Source organism: Accumulibacter sp., from assembly GCF_023806635.1.
Classification (GTDB): Bacteria; Pseudomonadota; Gammaproteobacteria; order Burkholderiales; family Rhodocyclaceae; genus Accumulibacter.
The window spans coordinates 86888-106677 of sequence record NZ_JAMTDQ010000046.1 but is presented as its reverse complement, the minus strand read 5'-3'; the positions used below and the strand labels follow the sequence as shown (position 1 = coordinate 106677).

At 65.3% G+C, this 19790-nt stretch carries 22 protein-coding genes; 14 read left to right on the top strand and 8 right to left on the bottom strand.

The window, feature by feature from the left end:
• Nucleotides 1-5: 5 nt before the first annotated feature.
• The 4 genes from NFW30_RS09665 to NFW30_RS09650 are packed head-to-tail and all read left to right on the top strand — an operon-like array spanning nt 6 to nt 3713.
• Nucleotides 6-1133 (top strand): homoserine O-acetyltransferase, encoded by a 1128-nt coding sequence (locus tag NFW30_RS09665; RefSeq protein WP_295354779.1) that lies wholly within the window; start codon nt 6-8, stop codon nt 1131-1133.
• The gene (metW, locus tag NFW30_RS09660) at nt 1130-1753 is read left to right on the top strand and encodes a methionine biosynthesis protein MetW (RefSeq protein WP_295354776.1); all 624 of its coding nucleotides are present in this window, start codon (nt 1130-1132) and stop codon (nt 1751-1753) included. The genes NFW30_RS09665 and metW overlap by 4 nt, the downstream gene beginning before the upstream one ends.
• Nucleotides 1753-3015, top strand: coding sequence for an AmpG family muropeptide MFS transporter (locus NFW30_RS09655; protein WP_295354825.1), 1263 nt, complete (start codon nt 1753-1755; stop codon nt 3013-3015). Before metW ends, NFW30_RS09655 begins: the two co-directional genes overlap by 1 nt.
• The gene (locus NFW30_RS09650; RefSeq protein ID WP_295354773.1) at nt 2982-3713 is read left to right on the top strand and encodes a uracil-DNA glycosylase family protein; all 732 of its coding nucleotides are present in this window, start codon (nt 2982-2984) and stop codon (nt 3711-3713) included. Before NFW30_RS09655 ends, NFW30_RS09650 begins: the two co-directional genes overlap by 34 nt.
• 76 nt (nt 3714-3789) lie before the next feature.
• On the opposite strand, the gene NFW30_RS09645 is transcribed toward NFW30_RS09650, so the two are convergent.
• From NFW30_RS09645 to NFW30_RS09630, 4 genes are all read right to left on the bottom strand, one after another.
• Nucleotides 3790-4110 (bottom strand): YqjK family protein, encoded by a 321-nt coding sequence (locus NFW30_RS09645; protein WP_295354770.1) that lies wholly within the window; start codon nt 4108-4110, stop codon nt 3790-3792.
• Nucleotides 4091-4501: a phage holin family protein gene (locus NFW30_RS09640; protein WP_295354768.1), complete on the bottom strand. Its 411-nt coding sequence runs from the start codon at nt 4499-4501 to the stop codon at nt 4091-4093. The genes NFW30_RS09645 and NFW30_RS09640 overlap by 20 nt, the downstream gene beginning before the upstream one ends.
• Nucleotides 4502-4515: 14 nt before the next feature.
• Nucleotides 4516-4836, bottom strand: coding sequence for a DUF883 family protein (locus NFW30_RS09635; protein WP_034894649.1), 321 nt, complete (start codon nt 4834-4836; stop codon nt 4516-4518).
• A 95-nt stretch (nt 4837-4931) separates the two neighbouring features.
• Entirely contained in the window at nt 4932-5732 is an 801-nt protein-coding gene (locus NFW30_RS09630; protein ID WP_295354761.1) for an exodeoxyribonuclease III, read from the bottom strand.
• A 42-nt stretch (nt 5733-5774) separates the two neighbouring features.
• Here NFW30_RS09630 and pyrE point away from each other — a divergent pair, with 42 nt between their 5' ends.
• Both pyrE and NFW30_RS09620 read left to right on the top strand, forming a co-directional pair.
• Nucleotides 5775-6422, top strand: coding sequence for an orotate phosphoribosyltransferase (pyrE, locus tag NFW30_RS09625; RefSeq protein ID WP_295354759.1), 648 nt, complete (start codon nt 5775-5777; stop codon nt 6420-6422).
• On the top strand, nt 6412-7038 hold the full coding sequence (locus NFW30_RS09620; RefSeq protein ID WP_295354756.1) for a hypothetical protein: 627 nt from the start codon (nt 6412-6414) through the stop codon (nt 7036-7038). The genes pyrE and NFW30_RS09620 overlap by 11 nt, the downstream gene beginning before the upstream one ends.
• Before the next feature lie 35 nt (nt 7039-7073).
• Here NFW30_RS09620 and gatB read toward each other — a convergent pair whose 3' ends face one another.
• The 3 genes from gatB to gatC form a co-directional block, all read right to left on the bottom strand.
• Nucleotides 7074-8528: an Asp-tRNA(Asn)/Glu-tRNA(Gln) amidotransferase subunit GatB gene (gene gatB / locus NFW30_RS09615; protein WP_295354753.1), complete on the bottom strand. Its 1455-nt coding sequence runs from the start codon at nt 8526-8528 to the stop codon at nt 7074-7076.
• Nucleotides 8529-8637: 109 nt separating this feature from the next.
• Complete coding sequence (gatA, locus tag NFW30_RS09610) at nt 8638-10107, bottom strand: Asp-tRNA(Asn)/Glu-tRNA(Gln) amidotransferase subunit GatA (RefSeq protein ID WP_295354751.1); 1470 nt, start codon at nt 10105-10107, stop codon at nt 8638-8640.
• Complete coding sequence (gene gatC / locus NFW30_RS09605; protein ID WP_295354822.1) at nt 10104-10400, bottom strand: Asp-tRNA(Asn)/Glu-tRNA(Gln) amidotransferase subunit GatC; 297 nt, start codon at nt 10398-10400, stop codon at nt 10104-10106. The genes gatA and gatC overlap by 4 nt, the downstream gene beginning before the upstream one ends.
• 103 nt (nt 10401-10503) lie before the next feature.
• On the opposite strand from gatC, the gene NFW30_RS09600 reads away from it, so the two are divergent.
• The 6 genes from NFW30_RS09600 (at nt 10504) to NFW30_RS09575 (ending at nt 17193) form a co-directional block, all read left to right on the top strand.
• Nucleotides 10504-11547 carry a rod shape-determining protein gene (locus tag NFW30_RS09600; protein ID WP_034937949.1) on the top strand — a complete coding sequence of 348 codons (1044 nt, stop codon included), beginning with the start codon at nt 10504-10506 and terminating at the stop codon, nt 11545-11547.
• Between the two features lie 48 nt (nt 11548-11595).
• Nucleotides 11596-12519, top strand: a complete 924-nt coding sequence (mreC, locus tag NFW30_RS09595; protein WP_295354745.1) for a rod shape-determining protein MreC — start codon at nt 11596-11598, stop codon at nt 12517-12519.
• A 4-nt stretch (nt 12520-12523) separates the two neighbouring features.
• Nucleotides 12524-13048, top strand: coding sequence for a rod shape-determining protein MreD (gene mreD / locus NFW30_RS09590; RefSeq protein ID WP_295354742.1), 525 nt, complete (start codon nt 12524-12526; stop codon nt 13046-13048).
• A gap of 81 nt (nt 13049-13129) precedes the next feature.
• Nucleotides 13130-15025, top strand: coding sequence for a penicillin-binding protein 2 (mrdA, locus tag NFW30_RS09585; protein ID WP_295354740.1), 1896 nt, complete (start codon nt 13130-13132; stop codon nt 15023-15025).
• 3 nt (nt 15026-15028) lie between these two features.
• Complete coding sequence (rodA, locus tag NFW30_RS09580) at nt 15029-16132, top strand: rod shape-determining protein RodA (RefSeq protein ID WP_295354737.1); 1104 nt, start codon at nt 15029-15031, stop codon at nt 16130-16132.
• On the top strand, nt 16129-17193 hold the full coding sequence (locus NFW30_RS09575) for a septal ring lytic transglycosylase RlpA family protein (RefSeq protein ID WP_295354734.1): 1065 nt from the start codon (nt 16129-16131) through the stop codon (nt 17191-17193). The genes rodA and NFW30_RS09575 overlap by 4 nt, the downstream gene beginning before the upstream one ends.
• 3 nt (nt 17194-17196) lie before the next feature.
• Here NFW30_RS09575 and NFW30_RS09570 read toward each other — a convergent pair whose 3' ends face one another.
• The gene (locus NFW30_RS09570) at nt 17197-18060 is read right to left on the bottom strand and encodes a GAF domain-containing protein (RefSeq protein WP_295354731.1); all 864 of its coding nucleotides are present in this window, start codon (nt 18058-18060) and stop codon (nt 17197-17199) included.
• A 253-nt stretch (nt 18061-18313) separates the two neighbouring features.
• Here NFW30_RS09570 and NFW30_RS09565 point away from each other — a divergent pair, with 253 nt between their 5' ends.
• Both NFW30_RS09565 and NFW30_RS09560 read left to right on the top strand, forming a co-directional pair.
• A complete protein-coding gene (locus NFW30_RS09565) occupies nt 18314-19447 on the top strand; it encodes a D-alanyl-D-alanine carboxypeptidase family protein (RefSeq protein ID WP_295354728.1) in 1134 nt (377 codons plus the stop codon).
• Nucleotides 19448-19495: 48 nt separating this feature from the next.
• Nucleotides 19496-19765 carry a DUF493 domain-containing protein gene (locus tag NFW30_RS09560; protein ID WP_295354726.1) on the top strand — a complete coding sequence of 90 codons (270 nt, stop codon included), beginning with the start codon at nt 19496-19498 and terminating at the stop codon, nt 19763-19765.
• The last annotated feature ends 25 nt before the right edge of the window (nt 19766-19790 follow it).

Here is a 19790-nt window from a genome sequence, read left to right as displayed (position 1 = left end):
CAGTGATGTCCTCAGAGAATTCCGTCGGCGTCGTCGCCGCGCAACGCGTACGCTTCGCCTCGCCCTTGCTGCTCAAGAGCGGTGCCGAACTGCCTGGCTTCGAACTGGTCTTCGAGACCTATGGCACGCTCAACGCCGAGCATTCGAACGCGGTCCTGGTCTGCCATGCGCTTTCCGGCAGTCACCATATCGCCGGCCACTACGCCGACGATCCGGAAAACGTCGGCTGGTGGGACAATCTGGTCGGTCCGGGGAAGCCGCTCGACACGCGGAAATTCTTCGTCGTTGGCGTCAACAACCTGGGCGGTTGCTATGGCTCCACCGGACCGCTGTCGGTCAATCCCGCAACGGGCAGGCGTTACGGCGCCGACTTTCCGATGGTGACGGTCGAGGACTGGGTCGCGGCACAGGCACGCCTCGCCGATCACCTCGGCATCGCAACCTGGGCCGCCGTCGTCGGCGGCAGCCTGGGTGGAATGCAGGCACTGGCGTGGTCGATGCAGCTTCCGCAACGCATCCGGCATGCCCTGGTGATCGCCTCGGCGCCGAAGCTGTCGGCACAGAACATCGCCTTCAACGAGGTGGCGCGGCAGGCGATCGTCTCCGACCCCGACTTTCACGCCGGTCACTACGCCGAGAATGGCGTCATTCCGACGCGTGGACTGCGCCTGGCGCGCATGGTGGGCCACATCACGTACCTGTCGGACAGCCAGATGGGCGAGAAATTCGGTCGCCAGTTGCGCCATGGAGCGCACAACTTCAGCTACGACGTCGACTTCGAGGTCGAGTCCTACCTGCGTTACCAGGGCGACAAGTTCGCACGTTTCTTCGACGCCAACACCTATCTGATGATGACCAAGGCGCTCGATTATTTCGACCCCGCCTATGAGTACGACGGGAATCTGGCGGCTGCCCTGGCGCGTGCGCAAGCCAGCTTCTTCGTCGCCAGTTTCTCGACCGACTGGCGCTTCGCGCCGGCGCGCTCACGGGAGATCGTCTTCGCACTGCTGCACAATCGACTCCGCGTGGCCTATGCCGAGATCGAATGCGACGCCGGACACGACTCGTTCCTGCTCGACGATCCGCATTATCATTCCCTGCTGCGCGCCTATCTGGAGAACATCACCGTATGACCGAGCACGAGAGAAGGGTCAAGGCGGAACAGCGGGAGCGGTTCGACTTCGCCGTCATTGCCGGCTGGATCCCGTCGGGCGAGCGTGTGCTCGATCTCGGTTGTGGTGACGGCAGGCTGCTGCGCTACCTCAGCGAGACGCGCGACGTCAGCGGTTACGGGGTCGAGATCGATGGTGACAGCGTGCTCGGTTGCATCCGCAACGGCGTCGACGTCATCCAGATGGACATCGAGTGCGGGCTGTCCGGTTTCGAGGACAGGTCCTTCGATCACGTCATCATCTCGCAGGCGCTGCAGACGATGCATGCCACGGAAGGCATCCTCAACGAGATGCTGCGTGTCGCCGACGAGGCGGTGGTCAGCTTCCCCAACTTCGCCTACCGGAGCAATCGCGCTGCCATCGCTGCCGGGCGGATGCCGGTTTCCGAGGACTTGCCATACGACTGGTTCGATACGCCGAACGTACGCTTCTTCACCATCGCCGATTTCGAGGATCTGTGTGCACGGCTTGGCATCCAGATTCGCGAGCGCCTGGCCTTCGATGAGGCAGGTCGCGCGGTCAGCGACGATCCCAACCTCAACGGCAGCCTGGCTTTCTACCGTCTCGGACGCGTCGCTTGATGCTGCCCGGCTGGCTGCGCCTGCTGCTCACGCGGCGGATGCTGATCTGTGTGCTGACCGGCTTCAGTTCCGGGATGCCGCTCTACCTGCTCCTCAACCTGCTGCCGGCATGGTTGCGCAGCGAGAGTGTCGACCTGAAGACCATTGGCCTGTTTGCGCTGATTCAGTTTCCGTACACCTGGAAGTTCGTCTGGGCGCCGCTGCTCGACCGCTACCGCTTGCCACTCGGTCGCCGGCGCGGCTGGATGTTGCTGTCGCAGATCGGCCTGCTGTTGTCGATCGGTCTGCTGGGCGGGCTGTCGCCGGCGGCCAACCTGACGGCGATCGTCTGGCTGTCGGTGGCTCTGGCCTTTCTGTCGGCAACCCAGGATATCGCCCTCGATGCGTTTCGCCGCGAGATCCTGAGTGACGAGGAACTCGGCCTCGGCAACTCGGTGCATGTCAATGCCTATCGCGTCGCCGGTCTGGTGCCGGGGTCCCTGTCGCTGATTCTTGCCGACCTGCTGCCCTGGGCGCAGGTCTTCTGGATCACTGCCGCCTTCATGCTGCCGGGAATGATCATGGCGCTGCTGGTTGCCGAGCCGGCTGTCTCCGGTGCGCCGAAGACCCTGCGCCAGGCGGTGGTCGAACCCTTCCACGAGTTCATCGGCCGCAAGGGCTGGTCGGGTGCGCTGCTGGTGCTTGGCTTCATCTTCCTTTACAAGCTCGGCGATTCGCTGGCGACGGCGCTGTCGACGCCCTTCTACCTCGATCTCGGTTACAGCAAGACCGACATCGGCGTCATCGCCAAGCACGCCGGGCTCTGGCCGGCAGTCTTCGGCGGCCTGCTCGGCGGACTGTGGATGGTGCGACTGGGCATCAACCGCGCCCTCTGGCTGTTTGGCGTCGTGCAGTGGGTCACCATCCTGGGCTTCGCCTGGCTCGCCTGGCGTGGAGTGCAGACGAGCATCGACGGCGTCGACCGGGCCGCTCTGGCGGGTGTCATCGCCGCCGAGTACCTCGGCGTCGGGCTCGGGACGGCAGCCTTCACCGCCTTCATCGCGCGCGCCACCAACCCGGCCTTCACCGCCACCCAGTTCGCTTTGTTCACCAGCCTGGCCGCCGTACCGCGCACCTTCATCAATGCCGGTGCCGGGGTGCTCGTCGAGGCAGTGGGGTGGTTCAGCTTCTTCATCATCTGCTTCGTGCTTGCCGCACCGGGCATGGCCCTGCTGCTCAAGGTCGCGCCGTGGAACGAGACGCCGCCGTCGCCACGGCGCTGATCGCAGCCGCCCGGGAGCTGTCGCTACGGCTGTCGCGGCTCAGCTTCGGGCCGCCGGTCAGCCACGTCTACGACCCGTTGACCTATGCCTGGTCCGGCTACGAGTGCTACCTGCTCCGCTATGCGGCAAGCGCCCGCAGGATCCTTTTTCTCGGCATGAACCCGGGGCCTTTCGGGATGGTGCAGACGGGCGTTCCGTTCGGCGAGGTGGCGGCGGTGCGGGACTGGCTCGGGATCAGCGTGGACGTCGCGAAACCCGTACGGGAGAATCCGTGGCGACCGATCGAAGGCTTCGCCTGTGCCCGCTCGGAGGTCAGCGGGCGACGGTTGTGGGGCTTGTTCCGCGAGCGCTTCGGCAGTCCGGAGTCTTTCTTCGCCGAGCATTTCGTCGCCAACTACTGCCCACTCGCCTTTTTCGATCGTGGCCGCAACCTGACGCCCGACAAGCTGCCGGCAGCTGAGGCGGCGCCGCTGTTGGCCGCCTGCGACGATCACCTCAGGCTGCTGGTCTCGGTCCTGCAGCCTGCCTGGGTAATCGGCATCGGCGCCTTCGCCGGGCAGCAGGCAGTCGCGGCTCTCGCCGGGATGTCGGTGCGAAGCGGTCGGGTACTGCATCCGAGCCCCGCGAGTCCGGCCGCCAATCGTGGCTGGGCGGCAGCGGCGACGCGGCAGATGCAGGCACTCGGAGTCTGGAGCTGACTGTGCGCGATTCCCCCGTTGCTCTGGCTGTTGCGGCGACTTGCCGGGGGTGTGTCGAGGCTGGCTGCCGCGCCACTCACTCGCGGTCGACGATGCCGAGGTCCGACAGCTCCCGGCGCAGCATGCGCCAGGTACGCCAGGCAAGGAAGGCGCGGCTGCTCCACCGCCAGATGCGGCTCGGCCGCAGGATGACGAGCACGACGACACCCGTCGCGACCCACTCCGGATGCCGCTTGAGGTAGTCGCCGCACTGCCGTGCGCCGGCGACGACCCGGTCGGCCGTCCCCATCGCCGCGCCCAGCGGTTGCAATTGTTGCGCGAGCAGCTGGCGCTGGCTGCTGATGCGCTCGAGCAGCCGGCCGCGCTCGACAGCGAGGTCAATCAGCTCTTGATTCACCACGCGCAGCGCCTTGCAGCAGGCTGATGTCGTGTTCGAGCTCGGCGATGCTGGTGGTGAACAGGTGCCGGCGACCAAGCGCGCCGCGGCGCAGTGCCAGCAACGCCGCGCCACCGGCGAGCAGGAAGCCGACGCTGAGGATGCTCAGCAGCAGCAGCCGTTGCTCCCAGAAGAGAACGGTCAACACGGCAAGAACGAGGATCGTGCCGACGATCAGGCAGAAGGCCGCCACCTGCGCAAGAAACAGCAGACGGAGTGCGCGCAGCTTCTCCTCGGCGAACTCGTTGGCGAGCAGCTCGAGGCGTGTGCGGCCGGTTGCCAGCAGTGTCGCGGCGCCGTTCTTCGTCGCCGCCAGGATGCCGCCGCTGACACCGCTGGAGCGGTCGCTCATCGCGTCCGCGCTGGTCAGCGACGGCCGATGATCACGCCGAGCAGCAGACCGACGGCTGCAGCCAGGCCGACCGCGCGCCAGGGGTTCTCATGGACGTAGTCGTCGGTGGCGCGTGCGGCTGCCTTGGTACGGTCGACCAGGGCAGCTTCGGCGTCGGCCAGACGGATGCGGGCGTCGCGCAGCCGTTCGCCGAAGCGCTCGCGCAGATCGCCCATCTTGTCGCCCGCAACGCCGGCGGTGGCGCGCAGGATCTCCTCTGCGTCTGCGACGACGACCTTCATGTCGGAGACGAGTTTCTGTTTGTTGGCGGTGGAAAGATCGGTGACTTCGGACATTGTGGGCCTCACGGTGGAAGGTGGTGACAGGAAGGACACAACTGCTAGGGGACCTCTCGGCGAGACCTTCACATTATAGAAAACGCCGGCGAAGATCAATCTTTGTCCGCAGTGGCCAGCGTGTACTCGTAGTCGATCGTCAGAGGAGCATGATCGCTGAAGCGCTCCTCCCTGTAGATCGCGGCGCGTCGCGCGGTAGCGGCGATGTTTGCCGTTGCCAGTTGGTAGTCCAGTCGCCAGCCGACGTTCTTTGCCCATGCCTGTCCGCGGTTTGACCACCAGGTGTATGCCTCACCGGTGGCCTGCGGGTGCAGTCGGCGGTAGACGTCGCACCAACCGTCCTCGTTCAGGAGGCCGCTGACCCAGGCTCGCTCCTCGGGGAGGAAGCCCGAGTTGCCACGGTTGCCGCGCCAGTTCCTGAGATCGATTTCCTGGTGTGCGATGTTCCAGTCGCCGCAGACGATGATCTCGCGGTCGCTGCCGGCGAGGCCTTTCAGGTGTGGACCGATCAGCGCCATGAATCGGTACTTGGCTTGCTGCCGTTCAGCCGAGCTCGACCCGGATGGCTGGTAGAGGCATACCACCGACAGTCGGGCGAAATCGGCGCGCAGGTAGCGGCCTTCTGCATCGAACTCGGTGCTGCCGAGGTGATCGACCACCCGGTCGGGTTTCGTGCGGCACCACAGGCCGACGCCACTGTAGCCCTTCCTCGCCGCATGGCGGTAGTAAGCATGCAGGCCGGCGGGTGACCGCATCTGCTCGTCGAGGTCCGCCGCGTCGGCTCGCAGTTCCTGGACGCAGACGACATCGGCGTCCTGCCGGTCGAGCCAGGGCAGGAGACCTCGCCGCCAGGCCGAGCGAATGCCGTTGAGGTTCAGCGTAATGATGCGTAACATAGCTGTCCGGCGCCGGGACCGGCTTTCAGTGAAGCAACGCAAATGGATTTCCGACAGCAGTTCATGGAATTCGCGGTGGCGCAGAATGTGCTCAGTTTCGGCGAGTTCAGGACCAAAGCGGGCCGGCTGTCGCCCTACTTCTTCAATGCCGGCCTGTTCAACGATGGCGCTGCCCTCGGTCGACTGGGCGAATTCTACGCCAAGGCGATCATTGCCAGCGGGATCGCTGCCGACGGCCTGTTTGGCCCGGCCTACAAGGGTATTCCGCTGGTCGCAGTGACGGCGGTGGCGCTGGCGCTGGGCGGGCGCAACCTGCCGTTCTCCTTCAATCGCAAGGAGGTCAAGGATCATGGCGAGGGCGGCAGCATCGTCGGTGCGCCCCTCGCCGGTCGCGTCCTGATCGTCGACGATGTGATCACTGCCGGAACCTCGATTCGCGAGTCGGTCGAACTGATCCGCGCCGCGGGTGCTTCGCCGTGCGGTGTCGTCATCGCACTCGACCGGATGGAGCGGGGCCAGGGCGAGTTGTCCGCCGTGCAGGAGGTCGAGCGCGATTACGGAATGCCGGTGGTCGCCGTTGCGACACTCGATGACCTGATGGGTTTCCTCCGCAACAGTCCGCAACTGCAACGCAACGAGGCGGCGGTCGCTGTCTATCGGCGCCAGTATGGCATTGCACGTGCTGCCTAGAAGCAGTCTCTTCTTGCTGGCGGCGCTGGCCGGTAGCCAACCGGTACTGGCCGGCGTGACGATCTTCTGTTGTCATGATGACTCCGGCAAACAGGTTTGCGGCGATATCCTGCCGCCGGTTTGCGTTGGTCGCGCGTATCGCGAGATCGGCGTCTCGGGGCGGCCGGTACGTACGGTCGAGGCGCCACTGACTCCCGAGCAACGTGCCCAGAGGGCGGCCGACGAGCAGCGCCGCCGCGAACAGGAGCGCGTGCTGAATGAGCAGAGACGCAAGGACCAGGCCTTGCTCAACACCTACGGCAGCGAGAAGGACATCGAGCTGATGCGGGCGCGCGCCGAAAGGGACGTCGCCGCCGCCATCAAGGCGGCCGAGGAGCGGATTGCCGAGATACGGCGTCAGCGCAAGCGCTTCGAGGACGAGGCCGAGTTCTACAAGAATCGGCAGTTGCCGGTCGAGGTGGCCAAGGGATTGCGCGATGCAGACCAGGAGATCAGGGCGCAGGAGTCGGTTATCGAATCGAAGAGGAAGGATCGCGAAACGATCCGTCTGAAGTACGACGACGATCTGCGGCGCTTCGTCGAGCTGTCGAAGCGGCCGCCTTCTGGACGGCCGTGACGATCGCTCCGCAAGGCGGCTGCGGGCGGCCCCGGTCAGCCGAGCCTGCGACGCAGCAGTTCGCTGACCCGCTGCGGGTTGGCCTGGCCGCGCGTTGCCTTCATCACCTGGCCAACCAGGGCGTTGAAAGCCTTCTCCTTGCCCGACCTGAACTCGGCAACCATTCCCGGATTGGCGGCCAGCAAGTCGTCGATCAACGCCGTCAGGGCGCTGTCGTCACTGATCTGCTGCAAACCCTGGCGGGCGATGATCTCGTCGGCAGAGCTGGTGTGTCCGCTGTTGCAGAGTTCATCGAAGACCTTGCGGGCCATGCTGGTCGAGATCGTCCCGTCGGCGATGCGGGCAATCAGCCCCCCGAGCTGCGTCGCCGACACCGGCGATTGGCCAATCTCTCGGTCTTCCCGGTTCAGTCGCGCCGCCAGGTCGACCATGACCCAGTTGGCACAGATCTTGGCGTTCTCCTTGCCCGCTGTGGCAAGCGTCGCTTCGTAGTAGTTCGCCAGATCGAGTGAAGCGGTCAGCACGCCGGCGTCGTAAGCGGACAGCCCGCAGTCGGCGATCAGCCGCGCGCGCCTGGCGGCCGGCAGTTCGGGCAATTCGGCGCGTACCTGCTCGACCCATTGCCGGTCGACGATCAGGGGCAGCAGGTCCGGGTCGGGAAAGTAGCGGTAATCGTGCGCGTCCTCCTTCGAACGCATGGCCCGCGTCTCGCCGCTGGCGGGGTCGAACAGCACCGTCGACTGCTCGATGCTGCCGCCATCCTCAATGGTGGCGATCTGCCACTGCACCTCGTAGTCGATCGCCTGCTGCAGGAAGCGGAAGGAATTGAGGTTCTTGATCTCGCGCCGGGTGCCCAGACGCACTTCGCCGGCCGGCCTGACCGAAACGTTGGCATCGCAGCGGAACGAGCCTTCCTGCATGTTGCCGTCGCAGATACCGATCCAGCGAACCAGGGCGTGCAGCGCGCGGGCATAGGCGACAGCCTCCGCGGCGGAGCGCATGTCGGGCTCGCTGACGATTTCGAGCAGCGGTGTGCCAGCCCGGTTGAGGTCGATTCCCGATCTGCCCTGGGCGGTTGGGCCGAGTCCTTCGTGCAGCGACTTGCCGGCATCCTCCTCGAGGTGGGCACGAGTCAGGGAGATGAGCTTCTCGTTCTCGCCGCACTGGATCGGCAGGCTGCCGCCGCACACCACGGGCAGCTCGTACTGGCTGATCTGGTAGCCCTTGGGCAGGTCTGGGTAGAAGTAGTTCTTGCGCGCAAAGACCGATCTCGCGGCGACCTCGCCGCCCACCGCGAGGCCGAAGCGGATGGCGCATTCGACCGCTGCCCTGTTGAGTACCGGCAGCACTCCGGGCAGAGCGATGTCCACGGCATTGGCCTGCAGGTTGGGGGCGGAACCGAAGGCGGTTGAACTGCCGGAGAAGATCTTCGACGCGGTTGACAGCTGTACATGCGTTTCAATGCCGATGACGACTTCCCAGTGTTTCATCTCTGCTTGCTCACTCTACAAGGGCCGCAGCCGCCGGGCGGCGACGGTCACGACCGGGCGGAACGGGGTCGCCGGGCCGGCAGCCTGCCCGAGCGAAAGCTTTGACCTCTCAGGCATGACCGGGCGGGCACTGCCGGTGCCAGTCGGTCACCTGCTGATAGCGGTGGGCGACATTGAGCAGCCGAGCCTCGGTGAAGTAGTTGCCGATCAACTGCAGGCCGGCCGGCAGGCCACCGGCAAAGCCACAGGGGATCGAGATCGCTGGCAGTCCCGCCAGATTGACGGCGATGGTGTAGATGTCGGAGAGATACATCTGAACCGGATCGGCAGCCTTCTCGCCCAGCCTGAAGGCGGTGCTCGGGCTGGTCGGCCCGAGGACGACGTCGCACTGCCGGAACGCCTCGGCAAAGTCGTCGGCGATCAGCCGGCGGATACGCTGCGCCTGCAGGTAGTAAGCGTCGTAGTAGCCGTGCGAGAGGACATAGGTGCCGATCAGGATGCGCCGCTTGACCTCGGCGCCGAAGCCCTGCGCACGGGTCTTGCAGTACATGTCGGTCAGGTCGTCGTAGGCGGGTGCGCGGTAGCCGTAGCGCACGCCGTCGAATCGTGCCAGATTCGAGCTCGCCTCTGCCGGTGCGATCACATAGTACGCGGCGACCGAGAGACTCATGCTCGGCAGGCTGACGGGCACGGTCTCGGCGCCGAGCTGGCGGTATTCGGCAATGGCGGCTTCGACCAAGTGCATGACTTCCGGGCTGCAGCCTTCACCGAAGAACTGCTCTGGCAGGCCGATGCGCAGTCCGGCCAGTGGCCTGTCAGCGGTGGTAGCCGTGAGTTCGCGGGCGAAGTCCTCGCGTGGGCGGTCGAGACTCGTCGAGTCGCGTTCGTCGAAGCCGGCCATGCAGTTGAGCAGCAAGGCGCAGTCGGCTGCGGAACGGGCGAGCGGGCCCGCCTGGTCGAGCGACGAGGCGAAGGCGATCATGCCGTAGCGCGAGACGACGCCATAGGTCGGCTTCATCCCGGAAAGGTTGCACAGGGCGGCAGGCTGACGAATCGATCCACCGGTGTCGGTGCCGGTTGCCGCTGGCGCCAGACGGGCCGCCACCGCCGCTGCCGAGCCACCGGACGATCCACCGGGAACGCGATCGAGTGCCCAGGGATTGGCCGTTGGACCATGGAACGAGGTTTCGGTCGACGAGCCCATGGCGAACTCGTCCATGTTGGTCTTGCCCAGCAGCACCGCGCCGGCCTGCTGGAAGCGGCTGATCACCGTCGCATCGTAGGGGCTGACGAAGTTGCCCAGCATCTTCGAGCCGCAGGTCGTCAGCCAGTCCCTGGCGCAGAAGATATCCTTGTGCGCGATCGGAATCCCGGTCAGCGGCTGCGTGTCGCCTCGCGCCAGCCGCTCGTCGGCGGCCCGCGCCTGGGCCAGGCTGCGCTCGGGGTCGACGGTGATGAAGGCGTTCAGCTGCGGGTCGTGACGGGCGATGCGATCGAGGTAGAGCGCCGTCAGTTCGACGCTCGATATTCGTCGGTTGGCGAGGGCCTGCGCAATGTCGGCGAGACTGTGTTCGATCATTCGATGACCTTTGGCACGAGGTAGAGGCCAGCCTCGGCTTCCGGCGCGATTGCCTGGAAGGCAGAGCGCCAGGCCAGCTGATCGTTCTCGGTCACGCAGTCGGGCCGCAGGCGCTGCGCCAGGTCCTGGGCGTGCGCCATCGGTTCGACGCCTTGCGTGTCGACTGCCTGCATCGTCTCGATCAGGCCGAAGATCCCGTTGAGCTGGCCAAGGGTGCGGCGCGCCTCGGTCTCGTCGACTTCGATGCGGGCCAGGTGGGCAATGCGGTGGACCTGGTCGAGGGTGAGCGACATGGTTACGAAATCACTAAGGTGGCAAAAGGGCGAGCCATATAAGGTATCATAAAAGTTTTTCCCACCGCAGCCCCGGCTTGGGGCCATCACGGATTTCGCAAGCATGTTCAGTTTTCTGCGCAGTTACTTCTCGAATGATCTGGCGATCGATCTCGGTACCGCCAACACGCTGATCTACGTGCGCTCGAAAGGGATCGTTCTCGATGAACCGTCGGTCGTCGCCATCCGGACCGAGGGCGGGCCAAGCTCGAAGAAGACCATCCAGGCGGTCGGCAAGTCGGCCAAGGAAATGCTCGGCAAGGCGCCGGGGGCGCTGACCGTCATCCGGCCGATGAAGGACGGCGTGATCGCCGACTTCACGGTCACCGAGCAGATGCTGAAGCAGTTCATCAAGAAGGTGCATGACTCGCGCCTGTTGTCACCGTCGCCACGGATCATCATCTGTGTGCCGTCGGGTTCGACCCAGGTCGAACGGCGGGCAATCCGCGAGTCGGCAATCGGGGCGGGTGCCAGCCAGGTCTTCCTCATCGAGGAGCCGATGGCAGCGGCCATCGGCGCCGGTCTGCCGGTCTCCGAGCCGACCGGATCGATGGTCGTCGACATCGGTGGCGGGACGACCGAAGTCGGCGTCATCTCGCTTGGCGGCATGGTCTATGCGGGTTCGGTGCGCGTCGGTGGTGACAAGCTCGACGAGGCGATCATGAACTACATCAGTCGCAACTACGGCATGCTGATCGGCGAGAACACCGCCGAGAACATCAAGAAGCGGATCGGGTCAGCGTTTCCCGGTGCCGAGGTGCGCGAGATGGAAGTGTCGGGAATCAACAAGGCCGAAGGCATTCCGCGCAAGTTCACCATCTCCTCGAACGAGATCCTCGAGGCACTGACCGAGCCGTTGAACAGCGTCGTCTCGGCGGTCAAGTCGGCGCTCGAGAAGACCCCGCCCGAGCTCGGTGCCGACATCGCCGAGAAGGGCATGGTCCTGACCGGAGGCGGAGCGCTGTTGCGCGACATCGACCGGCTGCTGATGGAAGAAACCGGTCTGCCGGTGATCGTCGCCGAGGAGCCCCTGACCTGCGTCGCGCGCGGCTGCGGTCTGGCGCTCGAGAAGATGGACAATCTCGGCAGCATCTTCGCTTCCGACTGATCCGTGGCGGCGGCCCTGCCGTGCGCTGCCAGTTGCCAGGCCTGAGCGATGGAAAACCAGCCGCCACCCTTTTTCAAGCGCGGCCCGGCACCGTTGGCGCTGCTTTCGTTCTACGTCGCGCTTGCGCTCGCCCTTCTGGTCGTCGATGCGCGCCTGCAGGCGTTGGAGGTCGTTCGCCAGGCGTTGTCCCTGTTCACGCAGCCGCTGCAGCAACTGGCGCACCTGCCGGCGCATTCCGTTGCCAGCGCCGGCGATTACTTCGTCAGCCTGACCCACCTGCGCGAGGAGAATGCCCGCCTGCAGCAGGCTCGCATGGAAAAGGCGACGACCGTGCTGCGCACGCAGCAACTGGAGGCCGAGAACGAACGTCTGCGCAAGCTGCTTGGCGTCAAGGAGCGGCAGCACGCCAGGGGCCAGGTGGCCCAGATCCTGTATACGGCGCGGGATCCCTACACGCGACGCATCGTCATCGACAGGGGACAACAGGATCAGGTTGTCGCCGGCCTGCCGGTGATCGACGACGCCGGCGTTGTCGGTCAGGTGACACGGGTCTTCCCCTTCGTCGCCGAGGTGACACTGATCACCGACAAGGAGCAGGCGGTACCGGTGCAGATCGTTCGTACCGGTCAGCGCTCTGTCGTCTTCGGGCTTGGCAACGGACAGCTCGAGCTGCGCTTCCTGCCGGCCAACGCCGACGTGCAGAACGGCGACGAACTTGTGACTTCCGGTCTCGACGGCATCTTTCTGCCGGGCTTTCCCGTTGCCCGGGTGGTGCATGTCGAGCGTGACACCTCGTATTCCTTCGCCCGCATCTTCTGCATGCCGCTGGCGGGCGTCGAGAACTTCAGCGAGGTGATGGTTCTCGAGCAGCGGCCGCCGGTTGCCCTGCCCGCGGAACTTGCGCAGCCGGGCCGTGAGGCGAAGGCGCTCAAGTCGCCGTCGGCACGCAAGAAGCGATTCAGGAGGGAGTAGGCGCATGCAGACCAGCTATCGTTCGTCCGCCCGCATCCTTCTGCCGGTTCGTCCGTGGTTCATCGCCTGCAGTCTCGCCGCGGCGCTGCTGTTGAACCTGCTGCCAACCGCTCCCTCGCCCGGTCTGCCTGACTGGCTGGCACTCGTCCTGGTCTTCTGGAGCGTCCGCGAGCCGCGCCGCGTCGGGATGGGGCTCGCCTTTCTCTGTGGCATTGCGATGGACGTGGCCGATGCCGGACTGCTGGGACAGCACGCACTGGCTTATGTCCTGGCGGTCTATGGTGGCGGCTCACTGTCGCGACGGATCCTCTGGTTCCCGCTCGCGCAGCAGGCGCTGCATGTCCTGCCACTGTTGCTGCTGGTGCCGTTGGTGCAGGTTGCCGTCCGTACCGTCGCTGGCGGGGAATTCCCCGGCATCGGCTACCTCCTGGGGCCGCTGCTGGCGACCCTGCTCTGGCCTGTGCTGACTTTTGTCCTCCTGTTGCCACAACATCAGCCGGTCGACCATGATGCCAATCGCCCGCTCTGAGCAAGGGCTCGAAGTTCTGCTGCGGTCGCCACGGGGAACGTCCGCGGTACCGGCGTTGCCGCTGCGCTGAAGGGGCCAGGCGTGCTCGCTCGTCAGTCGCAGCTCGTTGCTCCCGATCGCGAACTCGAGCGCTTCCGCTTTCGCGTCAGCCTCGCGGGATTTGCCGTCTTCGCCGCCTTCGCCCTCCTCGCCGCACGTCTCTTCCACCTGCAGGTGGTGCAGCACGACTACTACTCCACCCGCGCCGAGGACAACCGCATCTCGCTGGTGCCGATCGTTCCGAACCGTGGGGTCATCGTCGATCGCAACGGGATCGTTCTGGCGCGCAACTACTCGGCTTTCACCCTGGAGATCACGCCGTCGCGGGTCGACGATCTCGATGCCACCATCGACGGCCTGGGCAAGCTGATCGAAATCCTGCCGAAGGACCGCAAGCGCTTCCGCCGACTGCTCGAGGAGAGCAAGACTTTCGAGAGCCTGCCGATCCGCTCGCGGCTGAGCGAGGAGGAAGTGGCGCGCTTTGCCGCCAATCGCTACCTCTTTCCCGGCGTCGAGGTCAAGGCGCGTCTTTTCCGCCACTATCCCGAGGGTTCGGTTGGTGCCCATGCCATCGGCTACATCAGCCGGATCAACAGGCGCGACCTGGAGGTCATCGAGGATAACGAACAGACGAACAATTACAAGGGAACCGACCACATCGGCAAGTCGGGGGTGGAGCAGAAGTACGAGTTCCAGCTGCACGGAGAGACCGGTTACGAACAGGTCGAGATCGACGCTGGCGGTCGCGCCGTGCGCAGCCTGTCGCGCAGTGCTCCGGTGCAAGGCAACAACCTGACCTTGACGCTGGACATCAGGTTGCAGGAAATGGCCGAGAAGGCTTTCGGCGACCGCCGTGGCGCGCTGGTGGCGATCGAGCCGGCGACCGGCGGCATCCTCGCGCTGGTGTCGGTGCCGACCTTCGACCCCAACCTGTTCATCGACGGCATTCGCAGCGACGACTGGGATCAGCTCAACAACTCTCCCGACAAGCCCTTGCTCAATCGCGCACTGAATGGCGCCTATCCGCCGGGTTCGACCTTCAAGCCGTTCATGGCGCTGGCGGCGCTGGAGACCGGCAAGCGGACGCCCGGGCAGGCGATCGCCGATCCGGGCTTCTTCAACTTCGGCGGGCACCAGTTCCGTGACGACAAGAAGGGCGGGCACGGCATGGTCGATATGCACAAGTCGATCGTCGTTTCCTGCGATACCTACTACTATCTTCTTGCCAATGACATGGGTATCGACGCGATCGCCCGTTTCATGGGCCAGCTCGGTTTCGGGCAGAGGACGGGCGTCGACATCGAGGGCGAGTCGCCGGGAGTCCTGCCTTCACCCGAGTGGAAGAAGCGCCGCTTCCGACGGCCGGAGCAGCAGAAGTGGTTTGCCGGTGAAACGATCTCGATCGGCATCGGCCAGGGTTACAATTCCTATACGCCGATCCAGCTGGCGCAGGCCACCGCGACGATCGCCAACAATGGCATCATGTACCGTCCGCATCTGGTCAAGTACATCACCGACAGCCGCACCGGCGAGAAGACGATGATCGAGCCCGAGCCGCTGCGCGTGCTGCCGTGGAAGCGACAGAACGTCGAGGTCATCAAGCGGGCGATGGTCGGGGTCAACATCGCTGGCACCAGCGCGCGTGCCTTTGCCGGCGCCGGCTACACCTCGGCCGGCAAGACGGGAACGGCGCAGGTCTTCAGCCTCAAGGGCGCCGACTACAAGGCCTCGCGGGTGAAGAAGGAACTGCGCGACCATGCCCTGTTCATCGCCTACGCGCCCGCCGAGCAACCGAAGATCGCCGTCGCCGTGCTGGTCGAGAATGGCGGCTTTGGCGCGCAGTCGGCGGCACCGATCGCGCGCATGGTTTTCGACTACTATCTGCTGGGCAAGCTGCCGAAGGGGGCGGCGAGGGAAGACGATGTCGAGGGAGACTGACTGATGTCGCAGCTGCTGCAGCGCGCCTGGGTACGCCTCGTCGCGCGCGTCGACGGACCGCTCCTGCTGCTGACGCTGGCGCTGATGGCAACCGGTCTGGCGACGGTCTACAGCGCCACGGCCGACAGCGGCAGCCGCCTTCTCGCGCAAGCGTTGAACATGAGTGTTGGCGTGGCCGTGATGTGGACCGTGGCACAGTTGCCACCGCAGAAGCTGATGCGCTTCGGTGTTCCGCTCTACCTTGCCGGCGTCGTCCTGCTGATCCTCGTCTTCTTCTTCGGCATCAAGGTGAACGGTGCCAGGCGCTGGCTGTCGCTTGGTTTCACGCGCATCCAGCCGGCGGAGGTGCTGAAGATCGCCGTGCCGCTGATGCTCGCCTGGTACTTCCACAAGCACGAGGCGGCACTGAAGGCGCGTCACTACGCAGTCGCCTGCCTGCTGCTGCTGCTTCCCTTCGCACTGATCGCCAAGCAGCCCGATCTGGGGACGGCGATCCTGGTCGGTGCCGCCGGCTTCTACGTCATCTTCTTCGCCGGTCTGCCCTGGAGGGTGATCTTCGGCCTGCTGGCGGCCGGCGCGGCGGCGGCACCGTTCGCCTGGACGATGCTGCACGACTACCAGCGCAAGCGCATCCTGACGCTGATCGATCCGAGCAGCGACCCGCTCGGAGCCGGCTATCACATCATCCAGTCGACCATCGCCATCGGTTCCGGTGGCAGCTTCGGCAAGGGCTGGCTGGAGGGGACACAGACCCACCTCGAGTTCATTCCGGAACGCCACACGGATTTCATTTTCGCCGTCTATGCCGAGGAGCGTGGTTTGCTCGGCAACACCGTACTGTTGCTGCTCTACCTGCTGCTGATCGGACGCGGGCTGATGATCGCCGCCAATGCCTCGACGCTCTTTGCGCGCGTTCTCGCCGGCTCGATCACGCTCAGCCTGTTTACCTACGTCTTCGTGAACGTCGGCATGGTCAGCGGCATCCTGCCGGTGGTCGGGGTGCCGCTCCCGTACATGAGCTACGGAGGGACGGCGCTCGTCACCCTGTCGGTGGGGATCGGCATCCTGATGAGCATCCACACGCACCGGATGCTGGTGCGGCCATGAAGCGCGGCATCTTCAGGTCGCTGTGCTGGCCGGTGATTGGCTGCTCGCTGGCGCTGCTGCTGGCTGCCTGCGGCGGGCAACCGGCACGGCCGCCCGAGCAGGTCGCCCGCCCCCCGGAGCAGACAAGGCCGCCGGCGAAGGTTCTGCGCAAGTCGAACGTCGTCCACAAGCGTGGCGGCGCCTACTACAAGGACGACGGCCCGGGTGAGGAGATTCCGGACAATCTCGACGACATTCCCGATGCCGAGCCGCGCCTCGAGCCACTGCACCGTTTCGCCAACCGGCCGTACGTGGTTCTCGGCAAGGCCTACGAGCCGCATGTCAGCCTGCGACCGCACCAGGAGCGCGGCGTTGCCAGCTGGTATGGCAAGAAGTTCCATGGCCTGAAAACGTCGATCGGCGAGCCGTACGACATGTTCGCGATGACGGCGGCGCATCCGACACTGGCGATCCCCTCCTATGTCCGGGTGACACGGATCGGCAACGGCAAGTCGGTGGTCGTGCGCGTCACCGACCGCGGACCCTTCCACGCCGACCGGGTGATCGATCTTTCCTACGCCGCCGCGCACCGTCTCGGCTACGTCGATGATGGCAGCACCCTGGTGCAGGTCGAGGCGATCCTGCCCGAGGGCGCGACGACGATGAGCTATGCGCAGGTGATGGCGGCGCCAGCGCCGGCCGCTGCCACCGGTGGTGCCGCCGAGCGCGACGAGATCGAGTTGCTCGCGGTTCGCCTCGGCTTCGATACCACCCGGGCGCCGGCGCGCGAGATGCAGCGGCCGGCGGCGCCGGCGGCAGTGGCGGTGACTCCGGCCGCAGCTCCCCCAGGCGGCGGCATCTTTCTCCAGCTCGGCGCCTTCGCCAGCGCCGACAATGCCGACAGCCTGCGCCTGCACCTGCTGCGCGAACTCGACTGGCTCACCGAGAGTGTTCAGGTCAGCTCCGCGGGTGGCCTGCACCGCGTCCATCTTGGACCATACCCCAGTCGGGTAGACGCTGACAAGGTCGCCGAAAGGATTCGTCTCGCCCTGGGCTACAAACCCACCTTCGTCGTTCGCTGAGCATCAGCCTTCGTCGCTTCCGCGACCGAGCGGCCGGAACATCCCCTGTACGATCTCCTGGCCCCGTCCGAGCTGGACGAGCCGGCTGCTGATCTCCACCGGTACCAGCGTGCCGTCGTCGGCGACCACCGCGCTGCGCAGCACCTCGATCTCGCCCTTGCTGCCGATTTGGCGGCAGAGGTCGCGTAGCTCGACTGCCTCGTGGCGCCGCCAGAGCTCGCCGTGCAGGGCACCGAGGAGTTCCTGGCAGCGCCGCCCGAACAGTTTCTCCGCCTGCGGGTTGGCGTCGATGATCTCGCCGGTGCGCGCGTCGGCAATCAGGATGGCGTCGCGGGCGCCGTTGAACAGGGCCTCTCGCAGGTTGAGCGCATCACGGAGTTCCTCTTCGCGTGAAAGCAGCTCGTGCTGCAGCAGGGCGAGGCTGACCAGGCTGGCGACGGCGTGCACGAACAACCTCTGCACGGAAGTCCAGGCCGAATGCTCGCCGACGCGCTCGATCGAGAGGACGCCCTGCAACTCGCCATCGGCGTGAATGGGCGAGTTGATGAGGGCACTGATGCCATGCATCAGCAGATGATCGCGCAGGAATTCCTGCGTCGACGGATGCTTCAGTGCGTCGTCGGCGACGATCGGTTCCCCACGGCTGAGTGCCCGGAAATACTCTGGGTAGTGTCTGGCCTGCAGCTTGAAGCCGTTGCTGTGGCGGTCGTGCGACAGCTCGTAGAGGTCGATGCACTCCAGCTGCTGCCGCTGCTCGCACAGTCCCCAGAGGCTGACGCGTTCGATGTTCAGGGTCTGGGCGGTGGTGGCGGTGAGCTGGCGCAACACTTCGTCGAGACGGTTGTCCTGAAACCCGCGCCTTGCCAATTGAGCGAAGACACCTTGCAGGTCAAGTGGGCTCGCTAGCGGTTGAAAGGGGGGTTGCATCAATGTCGAACTGGTGGCGGTCGGTCCTGCCGGGCGCGGCTGGAAAAGTGCCGCCATCGTACGTCCCGGGCCATCACGCGGGCTGTGGAGTAAGTCACGGCAGCCCGCATCGAGCGACGGCGGTCGCTTACAAAAGGCGTACAGGCGGTTGCGACGGCGTTGCTATAATCGCGGCTTTTTCCCGGACCAAGCCATGTGCAAGCTTCGCTCGTTGCTTCTGCTGATCCTCTGTCTGCCGCTGCTGGCGGTTGCCGAGCAACTGCCGACGCCGCCTTCGCTCGCTGCCCGGTCCTGGCTGCTGGTCGACGTCGCATCCGGTCAGACGCTCACCGCGCAGGCACCGGACCTGCGCCTGGAACCGGCTTCGCTGACCAAGCTGATGACTGCCTACCTGACTTTCGCCGCGATCAGACAGGGTACGCTGAAACTGGAGCAGACCGTCCCGGTATCGCAGAAGGCCTGGAAGACCGGTGGTTCGAAGATGTTCATCCAGGTCGGGACGCAGGTGAAGGTGGACGACCTGCTCAAGGGGATGATCGTTCAGTCGGGCAATGACGCCTGTGTCGCACTCGCCGAGGCGATTGCCGGTGACGAGGAGAACTTCGCGCAGATGATGAATCGCGAGGCGCAACGGCTTGGCATGAAGAATTCGAACTTTCGCAACGCCAGCGGCCTGCCCGACCCACAACACTTCACCACGGCGGGCGACCTGGCGCTCCTGGCTGCCGCACTGATTCGCGACTTTCCCGAGGATTACGCCAGGTACTACTCGCTCAGGGAGTTTCGCTACAACAACATCACGCAACCGAATCGCAACCGGCTGCTGCATATCGATCCGAGCGTCGACGGCCTGAAGACCGGCCATACCGAGGCCGCTGGCTATTGCCTCGTGTCGTCGGCCAAACGGGGCCCCCGGCGACTGTTGTCGGTCGTTCTGGGTGCCGCATCCGACAGCACGCGCACCCAGGAGTCGCTGAAGCTGCTCAACTACGGCTTCCAGTTCTACGACGCGGTGCAGCTTTATGCCAGGAACGAGGCCGTCGCCACCTTGAAGGTCTGGAAGGGCCAGCAGAGCACGGTCAAGGTCGGATTCACCAGCGATCTCGTGCTGACCGTCCCGAAGGGCTTCGGGCCGCGGATTCGCAGTGAACTCGTCTCGCCGCAGACCCTGATCGCACCGATTGCCGCCGGGCAGGCACTTGGCACCCTAAAGCTGAGCCTCGACGACAAACCCTTTGGCGAGTACCCGGTGCTGGCGCTCGAAGCCGTCCCGGCGGCGGGTATCATCGGGCGAATGGTCGATACGATCCGCCTGTGGTTGAACTGATGGGCATCGGTCGTCAGGGCACGCGCCGTCGCCGCGAGGCAGGTGCCGATGCCTGAGGAACGCCAGAGCCTGCTCGAGTTTCCCTGTGCCTTTCCGATCAAGATCATGGGCCGGTCCGAGGACGGATTCGCCCAGGCGGTGTTGGACATGGTGCTGCGGCATGCACCGGATTTCGACGCGGCGACAATGGAGATGCGCGCCTCGAACGCCGGCACGTACCTGGGCCTGACGTGCACGATCAACGCCATCAGCCGCGAACAGCTGGACTTGCTGTATCGCGAACTGGGTGCGCATCCGCTGGTAAAGCTGGTGTTGTGAGCGACGGCGAAGCGCGGCAGCTTTC